Below are 23567 nucleotides of genomic sequence, written 5' to 3' on the forward strand. Positions count from 1 at the left end.
TCCCCTTTCAATTATATAATTCCTTTTTCCTTTAAACTAATATATTTATTATTACCAATTATAATATGGTCTAACAATTCAATTCCCATAATTTTCCCACACTCTTTTAATCTAAGAGTTATGTTAATATCTTCTTTACTAGGAGTTGGATCTCCTGAAGGGTGGTTGTGACAAACTATTATACTTGCACTTCCTCTTTGAATTGCTTCTTTAAAAACTTCTCTTGGATGTACTACAGACATATTTAAAGTTCCCTTAAATACATCTTTAGTTCCTATTACAATATTTTTAGTGTTTAATAGTATTAACTTAAATACTTCTTGCTTAAAATTGCACATTTCATTAATTAATAATGTGGAAACATCTTTCGGAGATGATATTTTAAAATTTTCTCTCTGAGACTTTAATGTCCTAAACCTATTAAATAACTCCATCATTGCAATTATCTGACAAGCTTTAACTTTTTTAATACCTTTAATTTTACTTGCCTTTTCAAAACTTACATTTAAAAGCCCGTCTAAACCATCTAGCTCAATTAATAATCTTCTACTTAAAGCTATGACGTTTTCTCCTTTTGTACCTGTTCTTAGTAATATAGCTAATAGCTCTTCGTTACTTAAACTTTCTACTCCAAACTGAAGTAACTTTTCAACTGGTCTTTCGTTTAATGGTATATCACTTACTTTTATATTTTCTGCCATAAGCACTCCTTTAAGTAATAATATCCATCTCCCCAATTATAAAATTTCTTTTATCATTTTGTTTAGTAAGTTTAATGGTAAACCAACTACATTGTAGTAACATCCATTTATCCTCTTAACGAATATTCCACCAAAGCCCTGTATTCCATAAGCTCCTGCTTTATCTAAACATTCTTCGGTGTCTATGTACTTCCATATTTCCTCATCTGAAAGCTCTGAAAAATAAACCTCTGTATATAAACATTCACTTTTCATTACTTTTGTTTTGTTATTAATAACTGTTACTCCAGAATATACTCTATGCACATTATTACTTAGTGCTTTAAGCATTCTAAAAGCATCATTTTTATCTTTTGGTTTTCCGAGAACCTTATTATCTATAACAACTATAGTATCAGCACCTATTATTATAGAATTCTCACTACAGTTTGCTGCAACTGATTTAGCTTTTCCTTGAGATAATGATTTAACATATGTTTCTATGTCATTATTAACTTGTACTGAATCTTCATCAAAATCACTAACTCTAACTTCAAAATCACTTACTATTCTAGATAATAACTCTTTTCTACGCTCTGAAGCAGATGCTAATATAACTTTCAAAATATCACACCCTACAGTCATTTATTAAATATTATTCCCAATTTAACGTTAGTCTTGCACCTGACTTTAAAATTTAATTTAAAACATAATAAAAAGAGGTAAATACTTGTAACCTATCTTTATTTCTAATATAGTTTATCACTTAATAGGTATTCAAACAAGCATTTTCCTCTTTTTATATATGAATTTTTTGTAGAAAATTCTATAAATTATACTTAATTTTTAATATATTTTTTTACATTTATTGATATTTATTCATTCTTTTTTTCTATTTCTTAAAGTTTAATAAAACTTTATATAAATATTGTATTTCATTGGAAACATCCTCTTTGACTATTTCAGAACCTAATTCATTAATATGTTTTTTTAAGTCAGACAAAACTTCTTTTTTATCTCCTTCTTTTATATCATCCAATTTTCCAACCCATGTTTTAAAATCAGTAGTGTCTACTGACTTTACATCATCCTTAAATGCAGTATTTAATATATCTAAATATCCATCATATATTCCAGCAACTTGACTTTCAATAGCATTAATTCCATTTAAATCAAATTCAACCTTAGCACATTCAATTCCACTTGAAGTTAATCTATCTATAGTTGCTTGCCCCTCATCCCCTTTATAAATACCTGCTAAAACTTTAAATTTATCGGCGTCATTATATATAAATGCCCCATATTCATTAGATATTTTATTAAAGTAATCTTTCGCATTACCTTCTTGAGCAAAATAACCGCATTGAATAGCTGTAAAACTAGTATTAATATTTCCTTGAGCATTTTCTGATTCTTGATTTTTCTTATTTACCTCAGCGTTTACTGGAATACTTTCAGCATCATTTGAAACTTTATTATTTGCCTCTTCTAAATTATTAGCTTGTGATACTTCATTTTTATTTCCATCATCTGTTGTCCCTGCATTATTTAATGGTAAAAAATGAACTATGACATTTGCAAGTAATACCCCGACTATTATTACAAATATGCTAGTTCCAACAAAAGATAAAATAAGTTTTAAAAGGTCATTATTTTTCTTTTTCTTATAGTTATATCTTGTATACCTCACTTTCTCATCCTCCCTATCAATAAATTATTATGTTTTTAATTATTACATTACAATATATTCATTAAGAATTATTTATATACATAATAAAATAATTTTTACCTTCAAAACAAAGTAACTGTCTTAAAGTTTACTTAAAATATATTAGCTTATAATTTTAAAGTTTAAAATTTATTAAGTATGCTTTTATTTACAAAATTAAATATAATTTAATTAACTTTAACATTTAAAAATTATTATTTTTAATAAACAAAAAAGAGCTGCATCCTATTGAAATTTTTAATTCAATAGAAATACAACTCCTTTTAATCAAATAAATTTTTAATAATAATCTATATAAAAATTGTTTTGATATAAATTTATTTAATAATTATTTAATTTCTTTAAGTATTGCTTTTAAATATTCATAACAATTTTTAACTGATGAAATACTCATGTGCTCATCTGGAGTATGAACATCATAAAGATTTGGCCCAAAGCTTATCATATCTAGATTACCTAACTTCTCATTAAATAATCCACATTCAACTCCTGCATGAATTGCTACAATTTCAGCTTCCTTACCGTAAAGCTCTTTGTGAACCCTTTGGCATATTTCTCTTATTTGTGAATCAGGGTTATATTGCCATGCTGGATAATCTGATGTAGTAGTAAATTCTCCTCCTAAAAGTTCAACTATAGTTTTGCTTCTTAAAACTATTTCCTCTTTTAATGATGGAACAGAGCTTCTTATAGCTGAATCAAATTCTACTGTTGTGTCATTAGTAGTTAAAACTCCTAAATTAGTTGAACTTTCTACTAATCCATCTATATCAACACTCTTTGAATTTATTCCATTTGGATATAAGTATAATAAATCAAGAACTTTACTAGTAGATTCATCTGTAAATTCTTTTTCTAAGTTTTCACTAGCAATTGAACCTTCAATTTTTACTCCTGGATCTTGAGCTCTTAACTCACTTGCTATTATATCATTCCAATTTTTTATTACATTCATAACTGTTTCTTCATCATTAATGCTTGTAGAAATAATAGCTTCAGCTTCTCTTGGAATTGCATTATTTTTAGATCCACCATTTAAACTAATGATATTAAATTTAACTTCTCTTGATAATCCTTTAAGAACTCTACCTAAAATTTTATTTGAATTTCCTCTTTCTTTAATTATATCCATACCAGAGTGACCACCTTTAAGACCTGATATGTTTATTTTTATTAAAGCTTTATCTTTAATATCTTGTTTTTCTATATTAATAGTTCCTGTGCTTCTTACTCCACCAGCACAACTTACTAAAAGATATCCCTCTTCTTCATTATCTAAATTTATTAATATTTTACCATCAATATTTTCTTTATCAATAGCCATTGCTCCAGACATTCCTGTTTCTTCATCAGTAGTAATTAATACTTCTATTGGTGGATGTGGAATATCATTTGAAGCTAATATTGCCATAGCATAAGCAACTGCAATACCATTATCAGCTCCTAATGTTGTATCTGTTGCATATATATAGTCATCTACTATTCTTAATTTTAATGGATCTTTTTCAAAATCATGTTCTACACCATTATTCTTTTCGCAAACCATATCCATGTGACCTTGAATAATAACTGTAGGAGCATTTTCATATCCTTTTGTTCCTGGCTTTTTAATAATAACATTTAATGCTTTATCTTGAATTGATTCAAGCCCTAAGCTCTTCCCAAAATTTAATAAGTAATCACTTATTTCTTTTTCATTTCCTGAACCTCTTGGAATATTTGAAATCTCTTCAAAATATTCAAAAACTGCTTTTGGCTCTAAATTTTGTAAAACTTTCATACTTAAGTCTCCTTGCTCTTTAATTGTCTTATAGTAATTATATATTAATTAGGTTATTGTATCTATATATTAAAATAGATCTTTAAATAAATCTCCTAATGTAACATCGTCATCATTATCATTATATTGTAAATATTCATTTGATGTTTCAATAGCATCTTTAATACTTAATGAAATTCTCTTATTTTCCTTATTAACATCTAAAACCTTAACCTTAACCATTTGTCCTATTTCAAGAACATCAGATGGCTTAGCTATATTTTCATCTGTAATTTCATTTATATGAACTAAACCTTCAATACCTGAAAATAATTCTATAAATGCTCCAAATGACATAAACTTAACTACTTTTCCTTCAATAATATCACCAGCTTTTATACTGTCAGCATGAACCTTCCATGGTTCTTTATCTACATCTTTTAATATTAAAGACACTCTTTCATGTTCTATGTCAACATCCCCAACAAATACAGTAACATTATCTCCAACATTTACTATATCTTCTACTCTTTTTACTCTTTCCCAAGCTAAATCATTTATATGAATTAATCCAGTAATTCCACCAATATCTACAATAGCACCAGCTTTAATTATTTTCTTAACTGTACCTTGTCTTTTTTCTCCACTTTTTAAGTTTTTCCAAAGTTCCTTTTTCTTAGTTTGGTAAACTTCTTCTTCTAATATTCTTCTAGAAGCAACGACCTTTCTGTTTCTTAAATCTAATTCTGTTAACTTAACTTCAATTTCTTTTTCTAATAAACTGCTTAACTCTATTCTTTCTCTTGAAGCTAATGAAGCTGGGATAAATACTCTTATTGACCCATAATATGCAACTAATCCACCCTTAACTTCTTCTTTTACTAAAACTTTTATAGGTTCTTCATTTTTAAATGCTTTTTTTAAATCTTCTTTTTCTGTAATTTGTAATGCTCTTAATCTAGAAAGCTTAACATAACCTTCACCATCATTTGGTGAAATAACGTATACATCTAATATGTCTCCAGGGTTAACAACATCTAGTGGTGAAACATCTCCTAAAGCTAATTCTTCCTTTGATATTATTCCATCAAATGCATAATTGATATTAACTGTTGCCTCCTTTTCATTAACATCAATAATTTGACCTTTTAATATATCTCCAGAATTAATTCTTTTAACATCAAACTCCTTCAAAAGATCTCCCATTGAATTTTCATTAAATTCAACTGTCATAATATCCACTCCTTTGTAAAAATATCTCTTATTAATTTTAAGTCACTGTCAAATTTTATACAAGTAAAAGACAAAAAAAGCTACTCATTGAAGAGTAGCTTTATTTAAATTTTATAATATTTCCTTGTTTTTCTTAATTGAATTATAACAATAGTTTATTATGTCACTACGCTTTATTATTCCTATAAATGTACCTTCATCATCAACTACTGGTACAAAATTTTGAGTTGTCGCTAGTCTAATAATACTTTCAACATCTGCATTAATTGAAACACTTTTATGCTTTGTTCTTATAGCTATTTCACTAACTTTAACATTTTCAGTATTTTTAAAATTAAGATTTTCAGTATTCTTTAATTTCCACAACAAATCTCCTTCAGTTAAAGTTCCAACATATCTCCCCAGCTTGTCTATTAGTGGTATTGCTGTGTAACCATGATGCTCCATTCTTTCAATAACTTGCCTCATTGTTGCATCTATATATTCGTAAATTACCTCATTTTTAGGAGTTAAAAGAAATGCAATATTCATATCCTCTTTCCTTCCTTTAAATAATACTTCTTCTTCATTTTATCATATATAAAATATAATTGTTATATTATCATTAAATTTTAATAATTTATTCATGTAGTATATTTTAATTATAAACTTTATGTTTTAATTTATTTTCATATCGTAAATAATCATATTCATCTATTACTGTTGCAACTTCTTTATATATCTCTTCACCACATAAGCTCTTTCTTACAATAAGCTCATTTAATATTCTACTATTACATTTTGTACAAGTTCCAAGAGATATAAATCTCCACCCTACTGGGCTAAAAGGATAATCAACTTCTATCTTTTTTTGACATTTAGGGCACATTTGATTTATTTTATCATAATTAAGTTCTATTCCATCTAAAGAAGTAACCTCTAAAGCTGGCATATTATAAACATCTTCTATTATATATTTTTTTATTGCCCTAGAATTATATAAATTCTTAAACACATGCGCTGTATATATAGCATCATTTAATGCATCATGTAATGTACCTTCATTTACTTTTATTTTTAATGCTTTTAAAGCATTTTTTAAGCTTAAAGACTTTTTATAACCTAATATCTTTGTAACATACTCTTGAATATCTAAATAATTTTTAATCCAACTTAAATCACTATATCCATAGTAATTTGCATTTTTTATTATTTCTACTATGTCATCCTTTGCCCATGAACAAATTATATCACCTTCATTGACCATACCTTTAAGCTTATTAAGACCCTCTATAAAATGAACACCATTTTCTATATCTTTTATATTTATTTTTGTTATATCTAATATTTTAGGATTTATTACCGGAATAACTGATGGCTTTATAAAAACTTTCAATTCTTCACAAGGTTGCATATGAGCATCTAGTTTAACTGCTCCTATTTCTATTATTTCATTTGATAAATCCAGCTTTTTCAAATTTGGATATTCATTATAAACGTTAGGAATACACTTATGTATTCCACTTAAATTATTAAATTCTAAATCTATTATTATAAAAGCCAAAATTCCCCCACCCTTCTACTAATGACAAATATCTAAAGTCAAATTAGCAAATTAATCTTCAATATCAATGCCAGCTAACTTCATAAGATGCTTTGCATTTTGTGTTTCACTTTTTCCTCTTCTGAGAATATAATCAAAATTAATTTTATTGTTCTTATAATACTCTCTAAAGTTATAATTAACCAACCAACTTTTTTCTTGCTCTAAATTACATAACTCTAAATCATGTGTAGATACTAATCCAACTGCTTGAAGCTTAACAAGTTGCTCTATTAAAATCCTTGCTCCATCATGTCTATCCTGTGAATTAGTTCCTTTAAATATTTCATCTAATAAAAAAAATACTTTTTTCCCTGACTTAGCAGCTTCAATAACTAACTTTATCCTTAATATTTCAGCATAAAAAGAAGATATATTTTCATCTAAATTATCTTGAGTTCTCATGCAGGTATAAATATTACTAATTCCACATTTAAAAAATTTTGAACAAGTTGGTAATCCTAAATAAGTTAATATCATATTAAACCCTATAGTTCTTAAAAACGTACTCTTACCAGACATATTAGATCCTGTTATTAAAGCTACTCTTTCATTACCACAAAGATTAAAATCATTAACTTTTGCTCTTTCTCCTAATAGTGGATGAGCTAAACCTCTTGCTTCAATTTCATTTACTCCAGATATTTTAGCATAACTCCAAGCTTGATGTTCAAATGCTAAAGTTGACAAACTTACTAATGCTTCTATTTCGCCCATAATTTCTAGCCACTTTTCTAATTTATAACCATTTTTAATTCTCCACTCTTCTAAATTGCAAAGAATAAAAATATCACTCATTAAAAATACATTTATTATAAGATAATATGCATTAGAAGTGCTATCCCCTAACCAATTAACTATATTCCTTAACTTTTTCATTTCCGCTTTACAATTTATATTAGAGCCTAATAAATCTTTTTGAAGCTCTAATAACTTTTTAGATTCAAAGCTTTCATCTTGTATAAGTCCTAATAAATTACTATATTTAATTATTTCTCTTTTATTGTTTATAAATGTATCTATTACACTACTTAATTTTCTAGTTAATAATTTAATAACTAAATAGTTTATCATTAAATCCAATAATAAATATGTTACTGGAAAACGCCCAATAATTGTTAGGAATATAAGAATTAATGTTATAGCTATAAAAATATAAGATACATACTTTATTGTAAAACTATTTTTCTCCTCACTTTTATCCCATTTTAATAGCTCTTCTATATTTTCTTTCTTCTTATTTTGTATAGTTGCTTCAAAATATAATTTTTCACAAAAATCTCTCTTTTTAGATAATTCCTTTATTGCTTCTTGATTATCTTGTATTTCATATCTTGTAGGTAAATCATTTAACATCATCTTATGTGCTAATTTTTTTCTTCCAAACTTAGTTCTAGTTAAATTTATCCATTGAAATAAAGACTTTTTACCAAAAATATCTAGATCACTTGAAAAACTATGATTTTTATCAATAAACTCTTCACCAATATCACTAAATTCCTTCCAAGTATTATCTAATCTCTTTATTCCTTTTTCATAATACTCAAGCATAGTCAGTAATCTTTTTTTTAAATTTATTCTTTCACTATGAAAAAATACAATTATTAGGAATACAAATAAGGCACAAAGAAAACTAACCCCTAAACCTTCTATACTATCTTGCTTATAGTAATAATACATTGCTATCAATCCTAAAATAACAATAATAAAACGTATAATAGAAAAAGCTATAAGTTTTTTTTCTAAACTTTTTAACTGTTCATTAATTTTCTCTATATTATTTTTATAGTAACTCAAGGAATTTTTCATATATTTACTACCTCTTTAAATAAATTTACACTTTTAAGTTTAGACTATTTTTGCCATTTAATCCATATTAAATTATATTTTAAGTTATTAATTTAAATATACTTATACTTTATATTATTTTTTACATTAATAATTTTACAAATTAAATAAGTTACTTTAAACTAATAAATATGATAATTATAGAATTATTTTAAATACCTACGCTTTTTAAATATATATTTTTCCTAACTTCAGTTCATATTTTAGCATAAATTGCCTTATTTATAAAGATTCCTAAAATTTTCTAAAAATTTATATAAATAAAAAAAAAAGAGATATTATCGTAGATAAAATCTACTTTAATATCTCTCTTTCCTTTTTGAATGATAGATTAAATTTCAGGTGGTATATCACCCATAACAGTACTCACCCTCTCGAAGTATTGTTTCCTTTAACCCGTCTGATTGTGGTAGTTAATGGTGTTTATTTTAATCCACTTTCGTATTGTTCTACCATTCTTTTAACCATTTCACCACCAACGGAACCACATTGTCTAGATGTTAAGTTACCATTATAATCTGTAAATGGAACTCCCATTTCTGATGCAACTTCGTTCTTGAATGCACTTAATCCTTGTTTTGCTTCTGGAACTAATGTTTTTGACATAATCGATTCCTCCTCTGGTTTAGCGGTAATTTTGTAAACTAAACTTAAATCATTCACATTTAAGTTGTTTCTGTTTACACTATTATATTAACCAATATAGGTTTTTATATTACAAGTAAATAATTCCTTTATTTCATAATTATAGATAAGGCTAGTTTACTTCTTTACTTCTTACTTTTTTAATTCTTTTAACTATGAAATCTCTAAATACAGCTAATAAAATTCCTATTTGAAAAGATAATGAAACTGATATAAGTTGCATATAGTTTATTTTACTAGTATTATAAATTGCTATTGTTTCTAAAATCCAAACTGCGCTTGCTATTAATGATGCTTTTTTTCCACCAATAATTGAACAAATAATTATACTAAAAAAAATTATAAATTGAATTTGAATAAAACTCATATTTCACCTCTATACTTAAATCTACTTTAATAAATTCTTTTATAAGTTATATCCAAATTATAAACTTTTAAACACAATCATCCTCGCATAACAATCTATATTTACAACTTTTACATTTAAGTTTATTTATTGATTTTTGAAACATATCTTTTGATTTTGGTTTATTTAATTCTACATCTTCTAGGTAACTATTTATTATTTTTAAATCTATAGAAACCTTATTTTTTATAAACTCAATATCTTCTGTTTTAAATGTTATTTCTTTTGCATGTCCATCTAAAAGATATTCTATTCTTCCTTTAATTCTAGAATAATGAACATTATACTGCTCCATTATATACCAAGCATAAACTAATAATTGCTCTTTATCACTTTCAGAATATTTACCTGTTTTCCAATCAACTATTACATAATATCCATCATAATCTTTGTATAATAAATCTATCTTAGAATATACTTTTAAATTATTATAAATAATGCTATTAAATACATCTTCATCATTTTCTACTATTACTGTTTCTGGTTTTAAAATATCTTCAAAACTTTTTGATACATAAAAATTATTTATACAATTAATTAATCTTTCTTTTAATTCATTCCCAACTTCTTTTGATATTCTATCTCCATAATAATATTCTTGAAGCATTGTACCATTAGGATATTCATCCCAATCCTTTGTATTATATTTTTGTATGCTTTCTTTTATTATAATTCTAAGCTTATTTAAAGCAATCTCATTAAATCTCGTAGCTGACATAAATTTGGTTTTATCCTTTTTACAAATATTAATAATACCTCTAATTTCTTTATGAATTACTTCACCAAAACAAATCCATAGATTAGTTAGTTTCTTTAGCCGCCACGCCATCTTTTGTTCATCTGAACTTGTATATATCCATCCATTATGACTTTTATAATATGTGTAATAATAATTTCTTTCACAATTTTCTAAAGTTTTCATTTTTGAGATAGACCATGATTTTTCAGGATATTTTCTTTCTTGATAACTGCTACGCATTACTTTTCTCCTAATTTAACTATATATTAATATTTTTACCATATCAAGTTAATTGTATAAACACATATTTAATAAATAAGAATAAATTTAATACTTAATACGAAAGATATTAATAAACTAAATAAAATTAAGGAGATTTAACTTATGAAAAAATTTGTTTTAAAAGTACTTACTTGTATTTCATTAATGCTTTTAAGCGTTAATTTAATTTCTGCTTCACCCTTAGACGCACTATCAAATCGAAAAAATCATACTTTAATAGTTAGAGATAATACTTCAACTACAGGATTACCTGATAGATTTAGACATATACCTAGTTTAGATATTTCAGGAAGTTCTGAATTTACTGCTGAACAAGCAACTAATTTAAAAAAATCTATAAACAAACCAAATATATGTATTGTAGACTTAAGACAAGAATCTCATGGATTAGTTAATAATTATGCTATAAGTTTTTATGATCCTAATAAAGATTTAAATAATGGATTTACTACAAATCAAACACTAAAAACAGAAGATGCTCTTTTATCAAAAATAAAATTAAATAATTCATTAAATATTCATAAAAAATCAGGTATTCTTTTTAAAGAAATAACTGTTGATTTTATAAGTAATGAATCATGCGTAGTAACCCAAGCTGGTATGCAATATAAAAGATACGCAGTAAAAGATAATGGTGCTCCTACAGCTGAAATTGTAGATGAATTTATTGAATTTGTTAAAACAAAACCTTCAGATTTACACCTTCATTTTCATTGTGATGCTGGAGAAGGTAGAACAACTACATTTATGTCTATGTATCAAATTTTAATGAATACCACTAATTTATCATTAGATCAAATAGTTTCATATCAATATAATGCTGGTGGTGTTAATCTTCATGATAATAAACGTCAATTTGAATTTTTAGAAGATTTTTATGATTATGTTTCAAAAAATAAATCTGATAATTATGCTACATCTTATTCAACTTGGATTAATCAAAATTAAATAAAAAACTCCTAACCTAAAATTAAATTAGCTTAGGAGTTTTTTTAATTGTTTTTTCTCTTGCTACCGATATAACTCTTTGTATATGCATAGTTAAATATACTAGTTCATCTTCATTTACGTCATAATTATTATTATTTTCTATATATTTTCCTATCTTCAATGCACACCCATATGCTTCTGGATAAGAAGTTGATATAACTTTTACAAAATCAGAATCGGTGCTATTTTGTTTATTATTATTAACTATACGCTTTGCAAAATACTTTAAATGAGTTAATAATCTATCATAATTCAAATCATCCTCATCTAATTCTATAGAGAAATAATATTTAATTATATTTAATATATCCTTTATTATTTTAGTTGATTCTACTGATTTCATTGTAGTTTCTTTATAACTTGCATTTACAAAATGCAATGCTATAAATCCAGCTTCACCTTCTGGAAGATTAATATCTAGACTTTTATTTATATGATCAACTGCCCATAATGAAACTTTAAATTCACTTCTATGGACTCTTCTTATCTCATTTAATAATTCATTTTTTATAGTAATCCCGTTTTTAAATCTCTTTACGGCAAAAGCTATATGATCAGCTAAAGAAACGTAAATTTGCTTATCTAGTTCAATATTTAGCTCAGTTTGTGCATGATTGATTATCTCATCTGCTAATTCAAATATTCCTTCTGGAATTTGATTAATTAACTTCTTAATTTTATTTCCTAAATTTTCATCATCTACTATAAATGTTTTTTCAACTTTTTTAGTATCTATTAACTGACCAGGTTTTTTATTAAACGCTATCCCACTTCCCATAAGAATTATCTCTTTTCTAGTTGTAGGATCTATTGAAACAACTACATTATTATTTAAAACTTTCTCAACTATCATATATTTGCCCCTTTCTTATGGTAGTAAAAAATAGACTAAACTTAGACTAATTTCAACTTAGGATATCCTAATTTTAACATCTTAAACATTTGATTGTCAATTAATCTCAATATATATTAGACAAAAAAAGACTTAGCTAAATTGCTAAGTCTTTTGGCAGGGGTACTAGGAATCGAACCTAGCCTAATAGTTTTGGAGACTACTGTACTACCGATATACGATACCCCTTCAACAATGGATATCATATCATGTTAACATAACAATTGTCAACTAAAATATTCTTAATTGCTGTTAATTATTTTTTTAATATTACTGCTTTTATAGTATCATAAGTTATTTTATTAGGAACTATTTCCTTTATACTTTTTAATTTATTATATCCAACTTTATCTATAGCATCCAAAACTATTTTCTCTTCATCTTCATTAAAAAATTCATCTAAACATATATTAAAATTAACATCATTACCTTCAGCAATATATTGTTCAATGTGATTCATTACTGTAGATAAAGATAATTTTCTTTCCTTAGCAATACCTTTTATAGAATTACCAGCTTTAATAAAATCTATGGTTACTTCATAAGATTTTTTCTTTTCATCTTTTAATTCACTTGAATCTTTATTAACTAAAGTATTATTCTTATTATTTATAAAACTCCAAGATACTTCTATATTATTTTTTTCAATATACTCCTTAATTTTCTCAATAAATATTTCACCATATTTATTGAGCTTAGAATTACCAACACCATTTATATCTAAAAACTGTTCATTTGTTATTGGCATTCTATTACTAAGCTCCTTTAAAGTTGAATCTCCAAATACCATATATGGTGGAATTTTTTCTTCTTTAGAAATATCTAGTCTTAATTTTTTTAATATTATAAATAATTCATTTTCTTCTGTTTTAGTCTTATTAATAACTTGTTCTTTAACAAATACTTGTCTTTCTCCTCTTACAATCTCTATAGATTGTTTATTTAATGTTAAAACTGGATACTCACCATTATAATTTAAATACTCATGGGAAATTAACATATTAATAAATTCATTTAATTCATCCTTAGTATAATTTTTCACTATACCATAAGTTGATAGTTTATCAAATCCTAACTCATATACCTTTTTATTTTTAGAACCTCTAAGTACATCTATAACCATTCCAATTCCAAATCTTTGATTCATTCTATAAATACATGAAATAACCTTTTGTGCATCTATAGTTTTATCTCTTAACTCTCCAGCCAATTCACAATTACTACACTTATTGCAATTTTTATCATATTGTTCTCCAAAATAATTTAATATAAATTTTCTATAACAATCTTGAGTATATACAAGATTTATCATAGTTTGTAATTTTGAAAGCTCACTTTCTTTTCTTATAATATTTTCCGTGGCAGTTTCTATAATGTATTTTTGTGTTTGAACATCTCTAGGTGAAAATAACATTATACACTCACTTTCTTCACCATCTCTTCCTGCCCTTCCTATCTCTTGATAATACCCTTCAATATTTTTAGGCATATTATAATGTATTACATACCTAACATTAGGTTTATCTATCCCCATTCCAAAAGCATTTGTAGCAATTATTATATTACTCTTATCATATATAAAATTCTCTTGAGCTGTTTTTCTATATTCATCATTAAGTCCTGCATGATATTTTTCTACCTGTAATCCTCTTGAAGTTAATAATTCATATAAATTATCTACTTCCTTTCTAGTTGATGCGTATATTATTCCCGATTCGTTTTTATTATTATTTATATAATCTAAAATATAATTTTTCTTATTTACTCCTTTTTCTATTATTATTTTAAGGTTTTTTCTATCAAACCCTGATATAAATATCTTAGGATTATTTAATTCAAGTAAATTTATTATATCACTTCTAACTTCACTTGTAGCTGTTGCTGTAAATGCAGCAACTATTGGTCTATTTTTTAATAAAGAAATCACTCTACTTATCTTTCTATAACTACTTCTAAAATCATGTCCCCATTGTGATACACAATGTGCTTCATCTATGGCAATCATTGAAACATTAATACTAGATATAAGTTCTAAAAAATTTTGAGACTCTAACCTTTCAGGAGCAACATATAATATTTTTATTTCACTTCTTGCTGCTTCATCTAAAATATTATTTATTTCAAAATTACTTAATGATGAATTAATATAAGCTGATTTAATTCCTAAATTATTTATATTATCTACTTGATCTTTCATAAGAGATATTAGTGGTGATATAACTATTGTTATACCTTCTAATAATATTGCAGGTACTTGATAACAAATTGATTTACCTCCACCTGTAGGCATAATAGTTAAAACATCTTCTCCACTTAATATTTGTCTTATTATTTCTTCTTGGCCTTCTCTAAAAGAACTATACCCATAATATTGCTTTAAAACATTTAATGCCCTATCCATAAAAACTCCTTATCTCCCTAAGTTATTTTAATTATTAACTTTAAAAGTCTCTTTATTCAAGTAATAATTATTTTTGTAAAATATCACAACTATTATTAAAAATCATTTTATAAAATAAATAAAAAAAGCTAGTAAGAAAATCTTACTAGCTTTTTTTGGCAGGGGTACTAGGAATCGAACCTAGCCTAATAGTTTTGGAGACTACTGTACTACCGATATACGATACCCCTAAGTACAAATATATTATATATTACTTTATATATAAAATCAATATTTTTTCTACTATTTTTCTATTATTCTTTTCTTTTTCTTACTTTTTGGATAAAATATAAAATAGTTAATTAAAAAAGGGAGGATTTTAACATGATTTTTTATGTTAATAGCGTGGAGGAAACTACTAACCTTGGAATAGATCTTGGTAAACTATTAAATTCTGGAGATATAATTTGCTTAACTGGTGATTTAGGAACTGGAAAAACTCACATAACTAAAGGTATAGCTAAAGGATTAGAAATAACTGATTATATAACAAGCCCTACCTTTACTATTGTAAATGAATATGATTCTGGGCGTTTAAAATTAAATCATTTTGATGTATATAGAGTATCAGATCCTGATGAAATATATGCAATAGGCTTCGATGATTATATTTTCTCTGATGCAGTTTCAATTATAGAATGGGCAAATTATATAGAAGAAATACTTCCAAAAGATTTTTTACATATTTATATAGAAAAAGATTTAGACAAGGGTGAAGATTATAGAAAAATCACTCTAACTCCATATGGAGAAAAATATAATTATATAAAGGAGTTAAAAATATGATAGTTTTAAGCATAGATTCCTCATCTTTAGTAACTACAGTTGCTCTTCTTGAAGATGAATTTATACTTGGTGAATATACTTTAAACTTTAAAAGAGAACACTCTGTTATACTAATGGAAAAAATAGAAATGTTATTAAAGGACTGTCAAATAGATATAGGTGAAGTTGACGGTTTTGTAGTTTCTAAAGGTCCTGGATCATTTACTGGACTTAGAATTGGGATGGCAACTGTTAAAGGATTAAGCATTGGTTCTAATAAGCCTTATGTTTCTATTTCAAGTTTAGATGCACTAGCTAATTCTTTAATAACATTTGATGGAATAATATGTCCAATTATGGATGCATTAAGAGATAGCGTTTATACTGGTCTTTATAGAAATATAAATGGAAAATTAGTTAAAATACTTGAATGTACAGCTTTAGAATTAACTGAGCTTTCAGATATATTAAATAGAAAAGGTGAAAAAGTTATATTTACTGGTGATGGTGTATCTAAACACAAGGAATTCCTAATTAAAAATGTTAACAATTGTGAGTTTGCTCCAAATCATTTAAGCATAATTAGAGCTTCTTCTCTTGGAGAGCTTGGAATGGAAAAAATTAAACATGGAGAAATTGATGATATAAATTCTGCTCCACTTTATATTAAAAAGCCTCAAGCAGAAAGAGAACTTGAACAAAGGTTGGCTATGAAAAATGAAAATAAATTATAGTCTTATGAAAGATGTTCATATTAATGGAGTATATAATCTTAGTAAAGAATGTTTTGCTATACCTTGGACTTTAGATTCTATTACTAATGAATTAAACAATCCTTTAGCAAAATATATAATTGCAGAAGATTTAGAAACTAATGAGGTCATTGGATTTGTTGGTGTATGGATAGTTGTTGGAGAAGGTGATATTACAAATATTGCTGTAAATCCAAAGTATCGAAAACATGGTGTTGCATCAAATTTATTATTAAATTTACTTGATATCTGTAAATCTCTAAATTGTAATGACATAACTTTAGAAGTTAGGGAATCAAATATTCCTGCCCAAAACCTTTATAAAAAGTTTGATTTTAAAGAAGAAGGAATAAGAAAAGGATATTATTCAGACAATGGTGAAAATGCCATTATAATGTGGAAAAGAGGATAGAAATCCTATCCTCTTTTTATTGTTAAGCTATTTCTTTTTTTCTTATTCCAAAATTACTATCAACATTAAATATTGCACGAGATACTCTTTTGTATAATAAATATGTTGCAATACAAACTATTAATGCCTTTACCCCATTAAAAGGTATTAATCCTAGGAATATATAATTCATTAATTCAGTTCCTTCTAATTTCATTCCAAATGCAGGTAATAAGAAATATACATTTGAAATTATACCTAAAATTTGCATCACTAATGCACCTATAACCATACCTAATATAGCTGTCTTTTTACTTTTATTTCTATGATATAACCAAGCTGCTGGAACAACCAACGCAAGTCCAACTATTATATTGGCAGCTTCTCCAACAAATCCAGTTTCTGTTCCCTTTATTAAAAATCTTAAAAATACCTTTAATATAACTATTATTCCACCTACAACTGGCCCATAAGCAAATCCCCCCATTAATGCTGGTAATTCACTTAAATCAATTTTAAGCCATGGAAATGCAGGTATTATAGGAAAATCAAAATACATTAATACTACTGCAATAGCTGATAATAAAGAAATTTTAATCATTTTGTTTAGATTTTTTGATGAATTCATATTTTTCCCTCCCAAAAGTTATCCCCTGGGGCTCTAGTTAAATTAAAATATATTTGATAATAGTTTTTACTATTTATAATGTTTGATACATTAAAAAAACCCTGATGTTAAAAACATCAGGGCATTAAAACAAAACTAATAATAAATACACCTTAATAGAATTATGAATTCTTTTTAAAATCATAAAACTATTATCAATAATATATTTATATAATTTAACCTTTACCTTCTTTCATCCAGACTTTACTGTCGGCTTCGGAGTTACACCGAATCTGCAAAAATTGCTCGCGGGCTATACCGCCGGTAGGGACTTTCACCCTGCCCTGAAGATATTTTTTCTTTTATTATATTACTAAATTTTGTATATTTCAATAGTGTTTTTATATTTTTTATTAAATAAATTAATTTAAAATTTATTTTTAGTGTTAATCAATGTCTTTCATTGTTAATGAAATTCTCTTTCTTTTTTCATCAACTTCCATAATCTTGACCTTAATTATATCTCCAACCTTTACTATATCTAATGGATGTTTAACAAACTTATTTGCCATTTGACTCTTGTGAACTAATCCATCTTGATGAACACCAATATCAACAAAGGCACCAAAGTCTGATACATTTCTTACAGTTCCCATAAGCTCCATTCCTGATTTTAAATCTTTTAAGTCTATAACACCAGTTTTTAAAATTGGCTTTGGCATATCTTCTCTTGGATCTCTTCCTGGTTTTTGTAACTCTTTAATTATATCTTTTAAGGTTAATTCTCCAACTTCAAGCTCATTAACAAGATTCTTTAATCCTCTTAAATTAACTCTCTCTTCTATATCATTTAGATTTCTATTTTTTAAATCCTCTTTAGTATATCCTAATATTTCAATAAGCTTTCCTGCTACTAAGTATGATTCTGGATGAACTGAAGTATTATCTAAAGGTTCTTTACTCTCCATTACTCTTAAAAATCCTGCACATTGTTCATAAGCTTTTTGACCTAATCTTTTAACCTTTAGTAATTCTTTTCTACTCTTAAATCCTCCAACTTCATCTCTATATGCAACTATATTATTTGCAATTGCTGCATTAACACCTGCAATATAAGTTAAAAGAGATGGTGTTGCTGTATTTAAATCAACACCAACTTTATTAACAGAATCTTCAACTACCCCTGTTAATGATTCATCTAATCTTTTTGGAGTAACATCATGTTGATATTGACCAACTCCAATTGCCTTAGGGTCTATTTTTACAAGCTCAGCCATAGGATCTTGAAGTCTTCTCCCAATAGAGATAGCACCTCTTATAGTAACATCTAAATCAGGATATTCTTTAGCAGCTAGTTCTGATGCCGAATAAACAGATGCTCCTGCTTCCGATACTATTACATAAGCTATTTCTTTACCGCTTTCTTTTTTAATTTCATTTATCATTTCGGAAATTACTTCTTCCGACTCCCTAGATGCAGTACCATTTCCTAAAGAAATAACATCTACATTATATTTATATATAAGCTTCTTTAATATTTTCTTTGTACCTTCTATATCATTCTTAGGTAAAGTTGGATATACTGTAGCCTTTTCTAAGAATTTACCTGTAGAATCTAAAACAGCAACTTTACAACCCGTTCTAAATCCTGGGTCATACCCCATAACTACTTTTCCCTTTATTGGTGCTTGCATTAAAAGTGCCTTTAAATTTTCTTTAAATATTAATATTGCACCTTCTTCACCTTTATCTGTAAGTTCACTTCTTATTTCTCTTTCTATTGAAGGATATATTAATCTTTTAAAAGAATCCTTAATTGCAAGCTTTAAATATTCATCAGTATTATTATTATTCTTTAACAATTTATTTTGAAGATATGATATTATTTTCTCTTCATTAGATACTATTTTAACAGATAATATCTTTTCCTTTTCTCCTCTATTTATAGCTAATATTCTATGGGCAGGAATTTTACTTATATCTTCACTATATTCATAATACATTTCAAAAGGTGTTGGAAGTTCGCTTGATCCCTTTGATTCAATTTTTCCTTCCCTCATTACAAATTCTCTTATCCATTTTCTAAACCCTGCATCATCAGAAATTATCTCTGCTACTATATCTAAAGCTCCATTTATAGCTTCCTCTTCATTAAGTACCTTCTTTTCATCATCTATATAAACTTTAGCTTCTTCTTTTATACTTTCCTTAAATCTTCCTTCTAAAATCAAATCAGCTAATGGTTTTAAGCCTTTTTCTAAAGCTATAGTTGCTCTAGTTCTCTTCTTTTGTTTGTAAGGCCTATAAATATCTTCAACCTCTGTTAAGGTATCTGCTTTTTCTAAAGCTTTAACTATATCTTCATTTAATTTTCCTTGTTCATCTATTAATCTTAAAACATCTTCTTTTCTTTCCTTTAAATTTCTTAAGTAAGTTAATCTTTCAAAAAACTTTCTTAAAACATCATCACTTAACCCACCTGTTTGCTCTTTTCTATATCTTGATATAAAGGGAACTGTATTTCCCTCATCTAATAGTTTAATTACATTTTGAACTTGCTTTAAAGTTATTTCTAACTCTCTAACTAGTCTTTCTTCTATATTTACCATACTTCTCTCCTATGAAAATTTTTTATAAATTTATTTCTAATAATTAGTATAACATAACTTTACACACTTGATATTAAGTAAAGGTAATAGTATAATCTAATTGTAAATATCTTCCATATGTATTTATTAAGGGGGTGCCTTATTTGAATAAATTTGTTAATAATTTCATAAATATTCTTCTTGTAGTTCTTATTACTCTTTTATGTCTAAATCAACTTTATGTTATTGAATTTTCTGCTAATCTCGAAAAAATATTTATATTTTTAACTCTTATAATGATTTTATTTATTGCTAATAAAGAAATATTAACAGGTAAATCAAATCTTATTAAATTTATAAATATAGTTACATTATGTAGCATAATAATTGGTGGTATACTTTCTGTTCTTAATAATCAACTTAATATTTTAATTTATATTTGTATTTTATTTTCATTATTTCAATGTTTATTTGAACTTATTCAAAATAAGGCATAAGTTTATTATCATAATGCAAAACCTCATTTAATAGTATTTAATATAATACTATTAGTGAGGTATTTTTTTATGAAAAAAAAGCTTATATATTTTCCGTTACTATTAATTAATTCTTTTATATTACTATTTACAATATACCTTAATAATACTTATTCACCCTTTAATTCTAGAAATGTTTTAAGTAATATTTATGTTTTATCCTCAGATATACTTGGTGGGAGACTTGCTGGAAGTATAGAAAATTCAATGACTGGAGAAATAATAAAAAATAGGTTCATAGATAGCAATTTAACCTCATTAAACAATGATAATAATTACTCACAAGGCTTCAATACTATTTGTCCAGTTATAACAAATACCTCCCCCTATCTAAAGATAGAATATAACGGAGAAACTGAAGAAGAATTAAAATATGGTATTGATTTTAAAGAAGATATGATTAATTTTAAAAACAATACATTTACCTTTTCAAAAGAAGATAATATAAAATCTTATTTAGCATATATGGAAGTAACTTGTGATGATGGACAATTTCTAATATATGTTCCTAAGAATAATAATTTTTCATTTAGAAGCTCATTTTTTAGTGATTTTGCAAAAGATGCAGTAATAATGGTATCTAATAATGCCTTTGAAAAAATATCTAATAGTTTAAAAGAAGGAAAAAAAATATCTCTTCACATTCCATTTGAAGAGGAAGAAAAAACAATATCAAATATTATTGGTGTAATCAAGGGTTCAAACTCTAAATTAGATCCATTTATAATAACTGCCCATTATGATCATCTTGGAAAAGACGGTTTAGGAAATACTTATTCAGGTGCATTAGATAATGCTTCTGGAGCCTCATTTTTATTAGAACTTAGTAGAAGTTTTGCAACTTATGGAAAGCCAGAAAGGGATATAATTTTTGCTGCCTTAAATGCTGAAGAATTTGGTCTTCTTGGATCTAAAGCTTTTGCAGAAGCTAATTTATTTAATATAAAAAATTCAAAAGTAATTAACTTAGATATGATTGGTAGTGCTGATTATCCTATAACCTTCATGCAAGGAATTAAATTTAAAAATACAAATTCAGAATTATTAAATTCATTAAGAGAAATATGTGAAGCTAATAATGTGAGTTATGAAATTATATATGAAGATTCTAGCGACCATGCAAGTTTTAATAATTTGAACATAGATGCGGTTAGTTTTTGTCATAGTGACAAAACAAGAATTCATACTCCAAACGATACTATTGATTATATAGATGCTAATGCTATTGATACTGTATATAGCATAATTGATGAAGAAATTAAATCATCTTGCTATAGTACATTTACTAGATTTATTTATAGTTCCAATTCAATGATTTTTATATCTATCTGTTTAATTATATTAATTGCTTGGGGATTATTTGATAAAAGTAAAATTATAACTGATAAAAATGGTTCTAGAATTTTTGGATTAGTTGCATTAATATCTATTATAACTTCTTGTATATTTTTTTCTAATGGATATAAAGCTTCTATTTCAGTAACTCTTATATTTGGATTTTCAATAGTAATACTAGCTATTAAAAACTTTAAATTAATATCAAAATAAAAAAAGTGCAATGCACTTTTTTTATTTTGATATACTCTTTAAGTAAGTTGTTATAAACTGATCTATTTCTCCATTCATAACAGCATTTAAATTTGATGTTTCTTCATTTGTTCTATGATCTTTAACCATATTATATGGATGGAATACATATGACCTTATTTGACTTCCCCATCCCATATCCTTTAACTCACCAGTTAAATCCTCTATCTTTTCCTTATGAGCTCTTTCTTTAAGTTCTATAAGCTTTGATTTTAACATAGACATTGCTGTATCCTTATTTGAAAACTGGCTTCTTTCACTTTGACATTGAACTACAATTCCTGTAGGTATATGAGTAATTCTTATTGCTGATTCTGTCTTATTTACATGTTGTCCACCAGCCCCACTTGCTCTATAGGTATCTATTTTTAAATCATCTGATCTAATATCTATATCTTGATCCTTTGTAAGCTCTGGCAATACTTCTATAGATGCAAAAGAAGTTTGTCTCTTCCCATTTGCATTAAATGGAGATATTCTTACTAATCTATGAACACCCTTTTCTGCTTTTAAATACCCATATGCAAATTCACCTTTTACTCTTAATGTAGCACTTTTTATTCCTGCTTCATCACCTTCAAGTATATCTAGTGTTTCAACTTTATATCCTTTTTTTTCACACCATCTTGTGTACATTCTTAAAAGCATAAGTGTCCAATCATTAGCGTCACTTCCACCAACACCAGCATGCAGATTTAAAATAGCATCATTTTTATCATACTCACCTGATAAAAGAAGTTCTATCTTATACTCTTCTATAAGCTTTTCTATATCTCTAATTTCTGTAATAACTTCATTTATAGTTTCTTCATCATCTTCTGCAAGTTCAGCTAACACTTCAACATCATCTAATCTATTTACTAAAGCTTCATATCTCTCTATTTTATCTTTAATACTCTTGCTTTCTTTAGTAACTTCTTCAGCCCTTTTTATATCATCCCAAAAACCTTTTTCTTGCATTTGAAGCTCTAATTCTTTAAATCTTTTTTCTAGGCTTTCCTTGTCAAAGTGAAGCCCCCATTTCTTTTAATATTTCTTTTAATCCACTAACTTTAGTTAGCTCTTGTTCTAACTTAATTAACAAAATATCACCCCTTAATTCATTGAAAAAAGTGC

General features: G+C 26.2%; 22 protein-coding genes, 2 tRNA genes and 1 riboswitch. Of the genes, 6 read left to right on the forward strand and 18 right to left on the reverse strand.

Going from position 1 to position 23567, the window contains the following annotated elements; all coding sequences use genetic code 11:
- Positions 1-11: 11 nt before the first annotated feature.
- From radC to QZ321_RS10715, 11 genes are all read right to left on the reverse strand, one after another.
- The gene (radC, locus tag QZ321_RS10665; RefSeq protein WP_291742398.1) at positions 12-701 is read right to left on the reverse strand and encodes a DNA repair protein RadC; all 690 of its coding nucleotides are present in this window, start codon (positions 699-701) and stop codon (positions 12-14) included.
- A gap of 36 nt (positions 702-737) precedes the next feature.
- Positions 738-1304 carry a Maf-like protein gene (locus tag QZ321_RS10670; protein WP_291742401.1) on the reverse strand — a complete coding sequence of 189 codons (567 nt, stop codon included), beginning with the start codon at positions 1302-1304 and terminating at the stop codon, positions 738-740.
- 268 nt (positions 1305-1572) lie between these two features.
- The gene (locus QZ321_RS10675) at positions 1573-2370 is read right to left on the reverse strand and encodes a hypothetical protein (protein WP_291747373.1); all 798 of its coding nucleotides are present in this window, start codon (positions 2368-2370) and stop codon (positions 1573-1575) included.
- A 367-nt stretch (positions 2371-2737) separates the two neighbouring features.
- Positions 2738-4189: an aminoacyl-histidine dipeptidase gene (locus QZ321_RS10680; protein ID WP_291743714.1), complete on the reverse strand. Its 1452-nt coding sequence runs from the start codon at positions 4187-4189 to the stop codon at positions 2738-2740.
- Between the two features lie 69 nt (positions 4190-4258).
- Complete coding sequence (gene rpsA, locus QZ321_RS10685) at positions 4259-5401, reverse strand: 30S ribosomal protein S1 (RefSeq protein WP_291743712.1); 1143 nt, start codon at positions 5399-5401, stop codon at positions 4259-4261.
- Positions 5402-5512: 111 nt separating this feature from the next.
- A complete protein-coding gene (locus tag QZ321_RS10690) occupies positions 5513-5932 on the reverse strand; it encodes a CBS domain-containing protein (RefSeq protein ID WP_291743709.1) in 420 nt (139 codons plus the stop codon).
- 106 nt (positions 5933-6038) lie between these two features.
- The gene (locus tag QZ321_RS10695) at positions 6039-6944 is read right to left on the reverse strand and encodes a 3'-5' exonuclease (protein WP_291743707.1); all 906 of its coding nucleotides are present in this window, start codon (positions 6942-6944) and stop codon (positions 6039-6041) included.
- Positions 6945-6995: 51 nt separating this feature from the next.
- Positions 6996-8792 (reverse strand): DNA mismatch repair protein MutS, encoded by a 1797-nt coding sequence (locus tag QZ321_RS10700; RefSeq protein ID WP_294196797.1) that lies wholly within the window; start codon positions 8790-8792, stop codon positions 6996-6998.
- Positions 8793-9254: 462 nt separating this feature from the next.
- Entirely contained in the window at positions 9255-9437 is a 183-nt protein-coding gene (locus QZ321_RS10705; RefSeq protein WP_195986300.1) for an alpha/beta-type small acid-soluble spore protein, read from the reverse strand.
- Between the two features lie 151 nt (positions 9438-9588).
- Positions 9589-9843: a hypothetical protein gene (locus tag QZ321_RS10710; protein WP_291747379.1), complete on the reverse strand. Its 255-nt coding sequence runs from the start codon at positions 9841-9843 to the stop codon at positions 9589-9591.
- Positions 9844-9910: 67 nt separating this feature from the next.
- Complete coding sequence (locus tag QZ321_RS10715) at positions 9911-10861, reverse strand: PD-(D/E)XK nuclease family protein (RefSeq protein WP_291747382.1); 951 nt, start codon at positions 10859-10861, stop codon at positions 9911-9913.
- Positions 10862-11005: 144 nt separating this feature from the next.
- Between QZ321_RS10715 and QZ321_RS10720 the strand changes: the two genes are divergently transcribed.
- Entirely contained in the window at positions 11006-11851 is an 846-nt protein-coding gene (locus QZ321_RS10720) for a phosphatase (RefSeq protein WP_291747385.1), read from the forward strand.
- Between the two features lie 22 nt (positions 11852-11873).
- On the opposite strand, the gene licT is transcribed toward QZ321_RS10720, so the two are convergent.
- The 4 genes from licT to QZ321_RS10740 all read right to left on the reverse strand — a co-directional run bounded on the left by licT (position 11874) and on the right by QZ321_RS10740 (position 15416).
- Positions 11874-12746, reverse strand: coding sequence for a BglG family transcription antiterminator LicT (gene licT, locus QZ321_RS10725; protein WP_291747388.1), 873 nt, complete (start codon positions 12744-12746; stop codon positions 11874-11876).
- Positions 12747-12900: 154 nt separating this feature from the next.
- Positions 12901-12974: transfer RNA gene (locus QZ321_RS10730), tRNA-Trp, on the reverse strand.
- Between the two features lie 67 nt (positions 12975-13041).
- On the reverse strand, positions 13042-15186 hold the full coding sequence (recQ, locus tag QZ321_RS10735; protein WP_291747391.1) for a DNA helicase RecQ: 2145 nt from the start codon (positions 15184-15186) through the stop codon (positions 13042-13044).
- A gap of 156 nt (positions 15187-15342) precedes the next feature.
- A tRNA-Trp gene (locus tag QZ321_RS10740) sits at positions 15343-15416 on the reverse strand.
- A gap of 133 nt (positions 15417-15549) precedes the next feature.
- Here QZ321_RS10740 and tsaE point away from each other — a divergent pair.
- From tsaE to rimI, 3 genes are read left to right on the forward strand one after another with little or no spacing between them, the layout of a single operon-like run.
- Positions 15550-16011 carry a tRNA (adenosine(37)-N6)-threonylcarbamoyltransferase complex ATPase subunit type 1 TsaE gene (gene tsaE, locus QZ321_RS10745; protein WP_291747394.1) on the forward strand — a complete coding sequence of 154 codons (462 nt, stop codon included), beginning with the start codon at positions 15550-15552 and terminating at the stop codon, positions 16009-16011.
- Positions 16008-16724, forward strand: a complete 717-nt coding sequence (gene tsaB, locus QZ321_RS10750; protein ID WP_291747397.1) for a tRNA (adenosine(37)-N6)-threonylcarbamoyltransferase complex dimerization subunit type 1 TsaB — start codon at positions 16008-16010, stop codon at positions 16722-16724. The genes tsaE and tsaB overlap by 4 nt, the downstream gene beginning before the upstream one ends.
- Positions 16708-17154 carry a ribosomal protein S18-alanine N-acetyltransferase gene (gene rimI / locus QZ321_RS10755; RefSeq protein WP_291747400.1) on the forward strand — a complete coding sequence of 149 codons (447 nt, stop codon included), beginning with the start codon at positions 16708-16710 and terminating at the stop codon, positions 17152-17154. Before tsaB ends, rimI begins: the two co-directional genes overlap by 17 nt.
- Before the next feature lie 22 nt (positions 17155-17176).
- Here the strand turns inward: rimI and QZ321_RS10760 are convergent, their stop codons facing one another.
- Positions 17177-17761 carry an ECF transporter S component gene (locus tag QZ321_RS10760; protein ID WP_291747404.1) on the reverse strand — a complete coding sequence of 195 codons (585 nt, stop codon included), beginning with the start codon at positions 17759-17761 and terminating at the stop codon, positions 17177-17179.
- A 220-nt stretch (positions 17762-17981) separates the two neighbouring features.
- Positions 17982-18096: riboswitch (FMN riboswitch) on the reverse strand.
- Positions 18097-18186: 90 nt separating this feature from the next.
- Positions 18187-20349 carry a Tex family protein gene (locus QZ321_RS10765; RefSeq protein WP_291747407.1) on the reverse strand — a complete coding sequence of 721 codons (2163 nt, stop codon included), beginning with the start codon at positions 20347-20349 and terminating at the stop codon, positions 18187-18189.
- 143 nt (positions 20350-20492) lie between these two features.
- Here QZ321_RS10765 and QZ321_RS10770 point away from each other — a divergent pair, with 143 nt between their 5' ends.
- Positions 20493-20825 (forward strand): hypothetical protein, encoded by a 333-nt coding sequence (locus tag QZ321_RS10770; protein WP_291747409.1) that lies wholly within the window; start codon positions 20493-20495, stop codon positions 20823-20825.
- A gap of 69 nt (positions 20826-20894) precedes the next feature.
- Positions 20895-22412 (forward strand): M28 family metallopeptidase, encoded by a 1518-nt coding sequence (locus QZ321_RS10775; RefSeq protein ID WP_291747412.1) that lies wholly within the window; start codon positions 20895-20897, stop codon positions 22410-22412.
- 21 nt (positions 22413-22433) lie between these two features.
- On the opposite strand, the gene prfB is transcribed toward QZ321_RS10775, so the two are convergent.
- Positions 22434-23535, reverse strand: a protein-coding gene (gene prfB, locus QZ321_RS10780; RefSeq protein ID WP_291747415.1) for a peptide chain release factor 2 whose coding sequence is annotated in 2 segments (ribosomal slippage) — positions 22434-23456 and positions 23458-23535 — 1101 coding nt in all. Because the reading frame shifts where the segments join, the coding sequence is not laid out codon by codon here.
- Positions 23536-23567: the final 32 nt, after the last annotated feature.

The sequence above is a fragment of the uncultured Clostridium sp. genome (genome assembly GCF_910588715.1).
In the GTDB taxonomy this organism is placed as follows: Bacteria; Bacillota; Clostridia; order Clostridiales; family Clostridiaceae; genus Clostridium.

Coding starts and splice junctions, on each gene's coding strand:
- QZ321_RS10710 (WP_291747379.1), bottom strand. CDS start 9,843: ATGAGTTTTATTCAAATTCAATTTATAATTTTTTTTAGTATAATTATT.
- QZ321_RS10765 (WP_291747407.1), bottom strand. CDS start 20,349: ATGGTAAATATAGAAGAAAGACTAGTTAGAGAGTTAGAAATAACTTTA.
- tsaB (WP_291747397.1), top strand. CDS start 16,008: ATGATAGTTTTAAGCATAGATTCCTCATCTTTAGTAACTACAGTTGCT.
- licT (WP_291747388.1), bottom strand. CDS start 12,746: ATGATAGTTGAGAAAGTTTTAAATAATAATGTAGTTGTTTCAATAGAT.
- QZ321_RS10690 (WP_291743709.1), bottom strand. CDS start 5,932: ATGAATATTGCATTTCTTTTAACTCCTAAAAATGAGGTAATTTACGAA.
- QZ321_RS10720 (WP_291747385.1), top strand. CDS start 11,006: ATGAAAAAATTTGTTTTAAAAGTACTTACTTGTATTTCATTAATGCTT.
- recQ (WP_291747391.1), bottom strand. CDS start 15,186: ATGGATAGGGCATTAAATGTTTTAAAGCAATATTATGGGTATAGTTCT.
- QZ321_RS10715 (WP_291747382.1), bottom strand. CDS start 10,861: ATGCGTAGCAGTTATCAAGAAAGAAAATATCCTGAAAAATCATGGTCT.
- rimI (WP_291747400.1), top strand. CDS start 16,708: ATGAAAATAAATTATAGTCTTATGAAAGATGTTCATATTAATGGAGTA.
- QZ321_RS10760 (WP_291747404.1), bottom strand. CDS start 17,761: ATGAATTCATCAAAAAATCTAAACAAAATGATTAAAATTTCTTTATTA.
- QZ321_RS10680 (WP_291743714.1), bottom strand. CDS start 4,189: ATGAAAGTTTTACAAAATTTAGAGCCAAAAGCAGTTTTTGAATATTTT.
- QZ321_RS10705 (WP_195986300.1), bottom strand. CDS start 9,437: ATGTCAAAAACATTAGTTCCAGAAGCAAAACAAGGATTAAGTGCATTC.
- rpsA (WP_291743712.1), bottom strand. CDS start 5,401: ATGACAGTTGAATTTAATGAAAATTCAATGGGAGATCTTTTGAAGGAG.
- QZ321_RS10775 (WP_291747412.1), top strand. CDS start 20,895: ATGAAAAAAAAGCTTATATATTTTCCGTTACTATTAATTAATTCTTTT.
- tsaE (WP_291747394.1), top strand. CDS start 15,550: ATGATTTTTTATGTTAATAGCGTGGAGGAAACTACTAACCTTGGAATA.
- radC (WP_291742398.1), bottom strand. CDS start 701: ATGGCAGAAAATATAAAAGTAAGTGATATACCATTAAACGAAAGACCA.
- QZ321_RS10700 (WP_294196797.1), bottom strand. CDS start 8,792: ATGAAAAATTCCTTGAGTTACTATAAAAATAATATAGAGAAAATTAAT.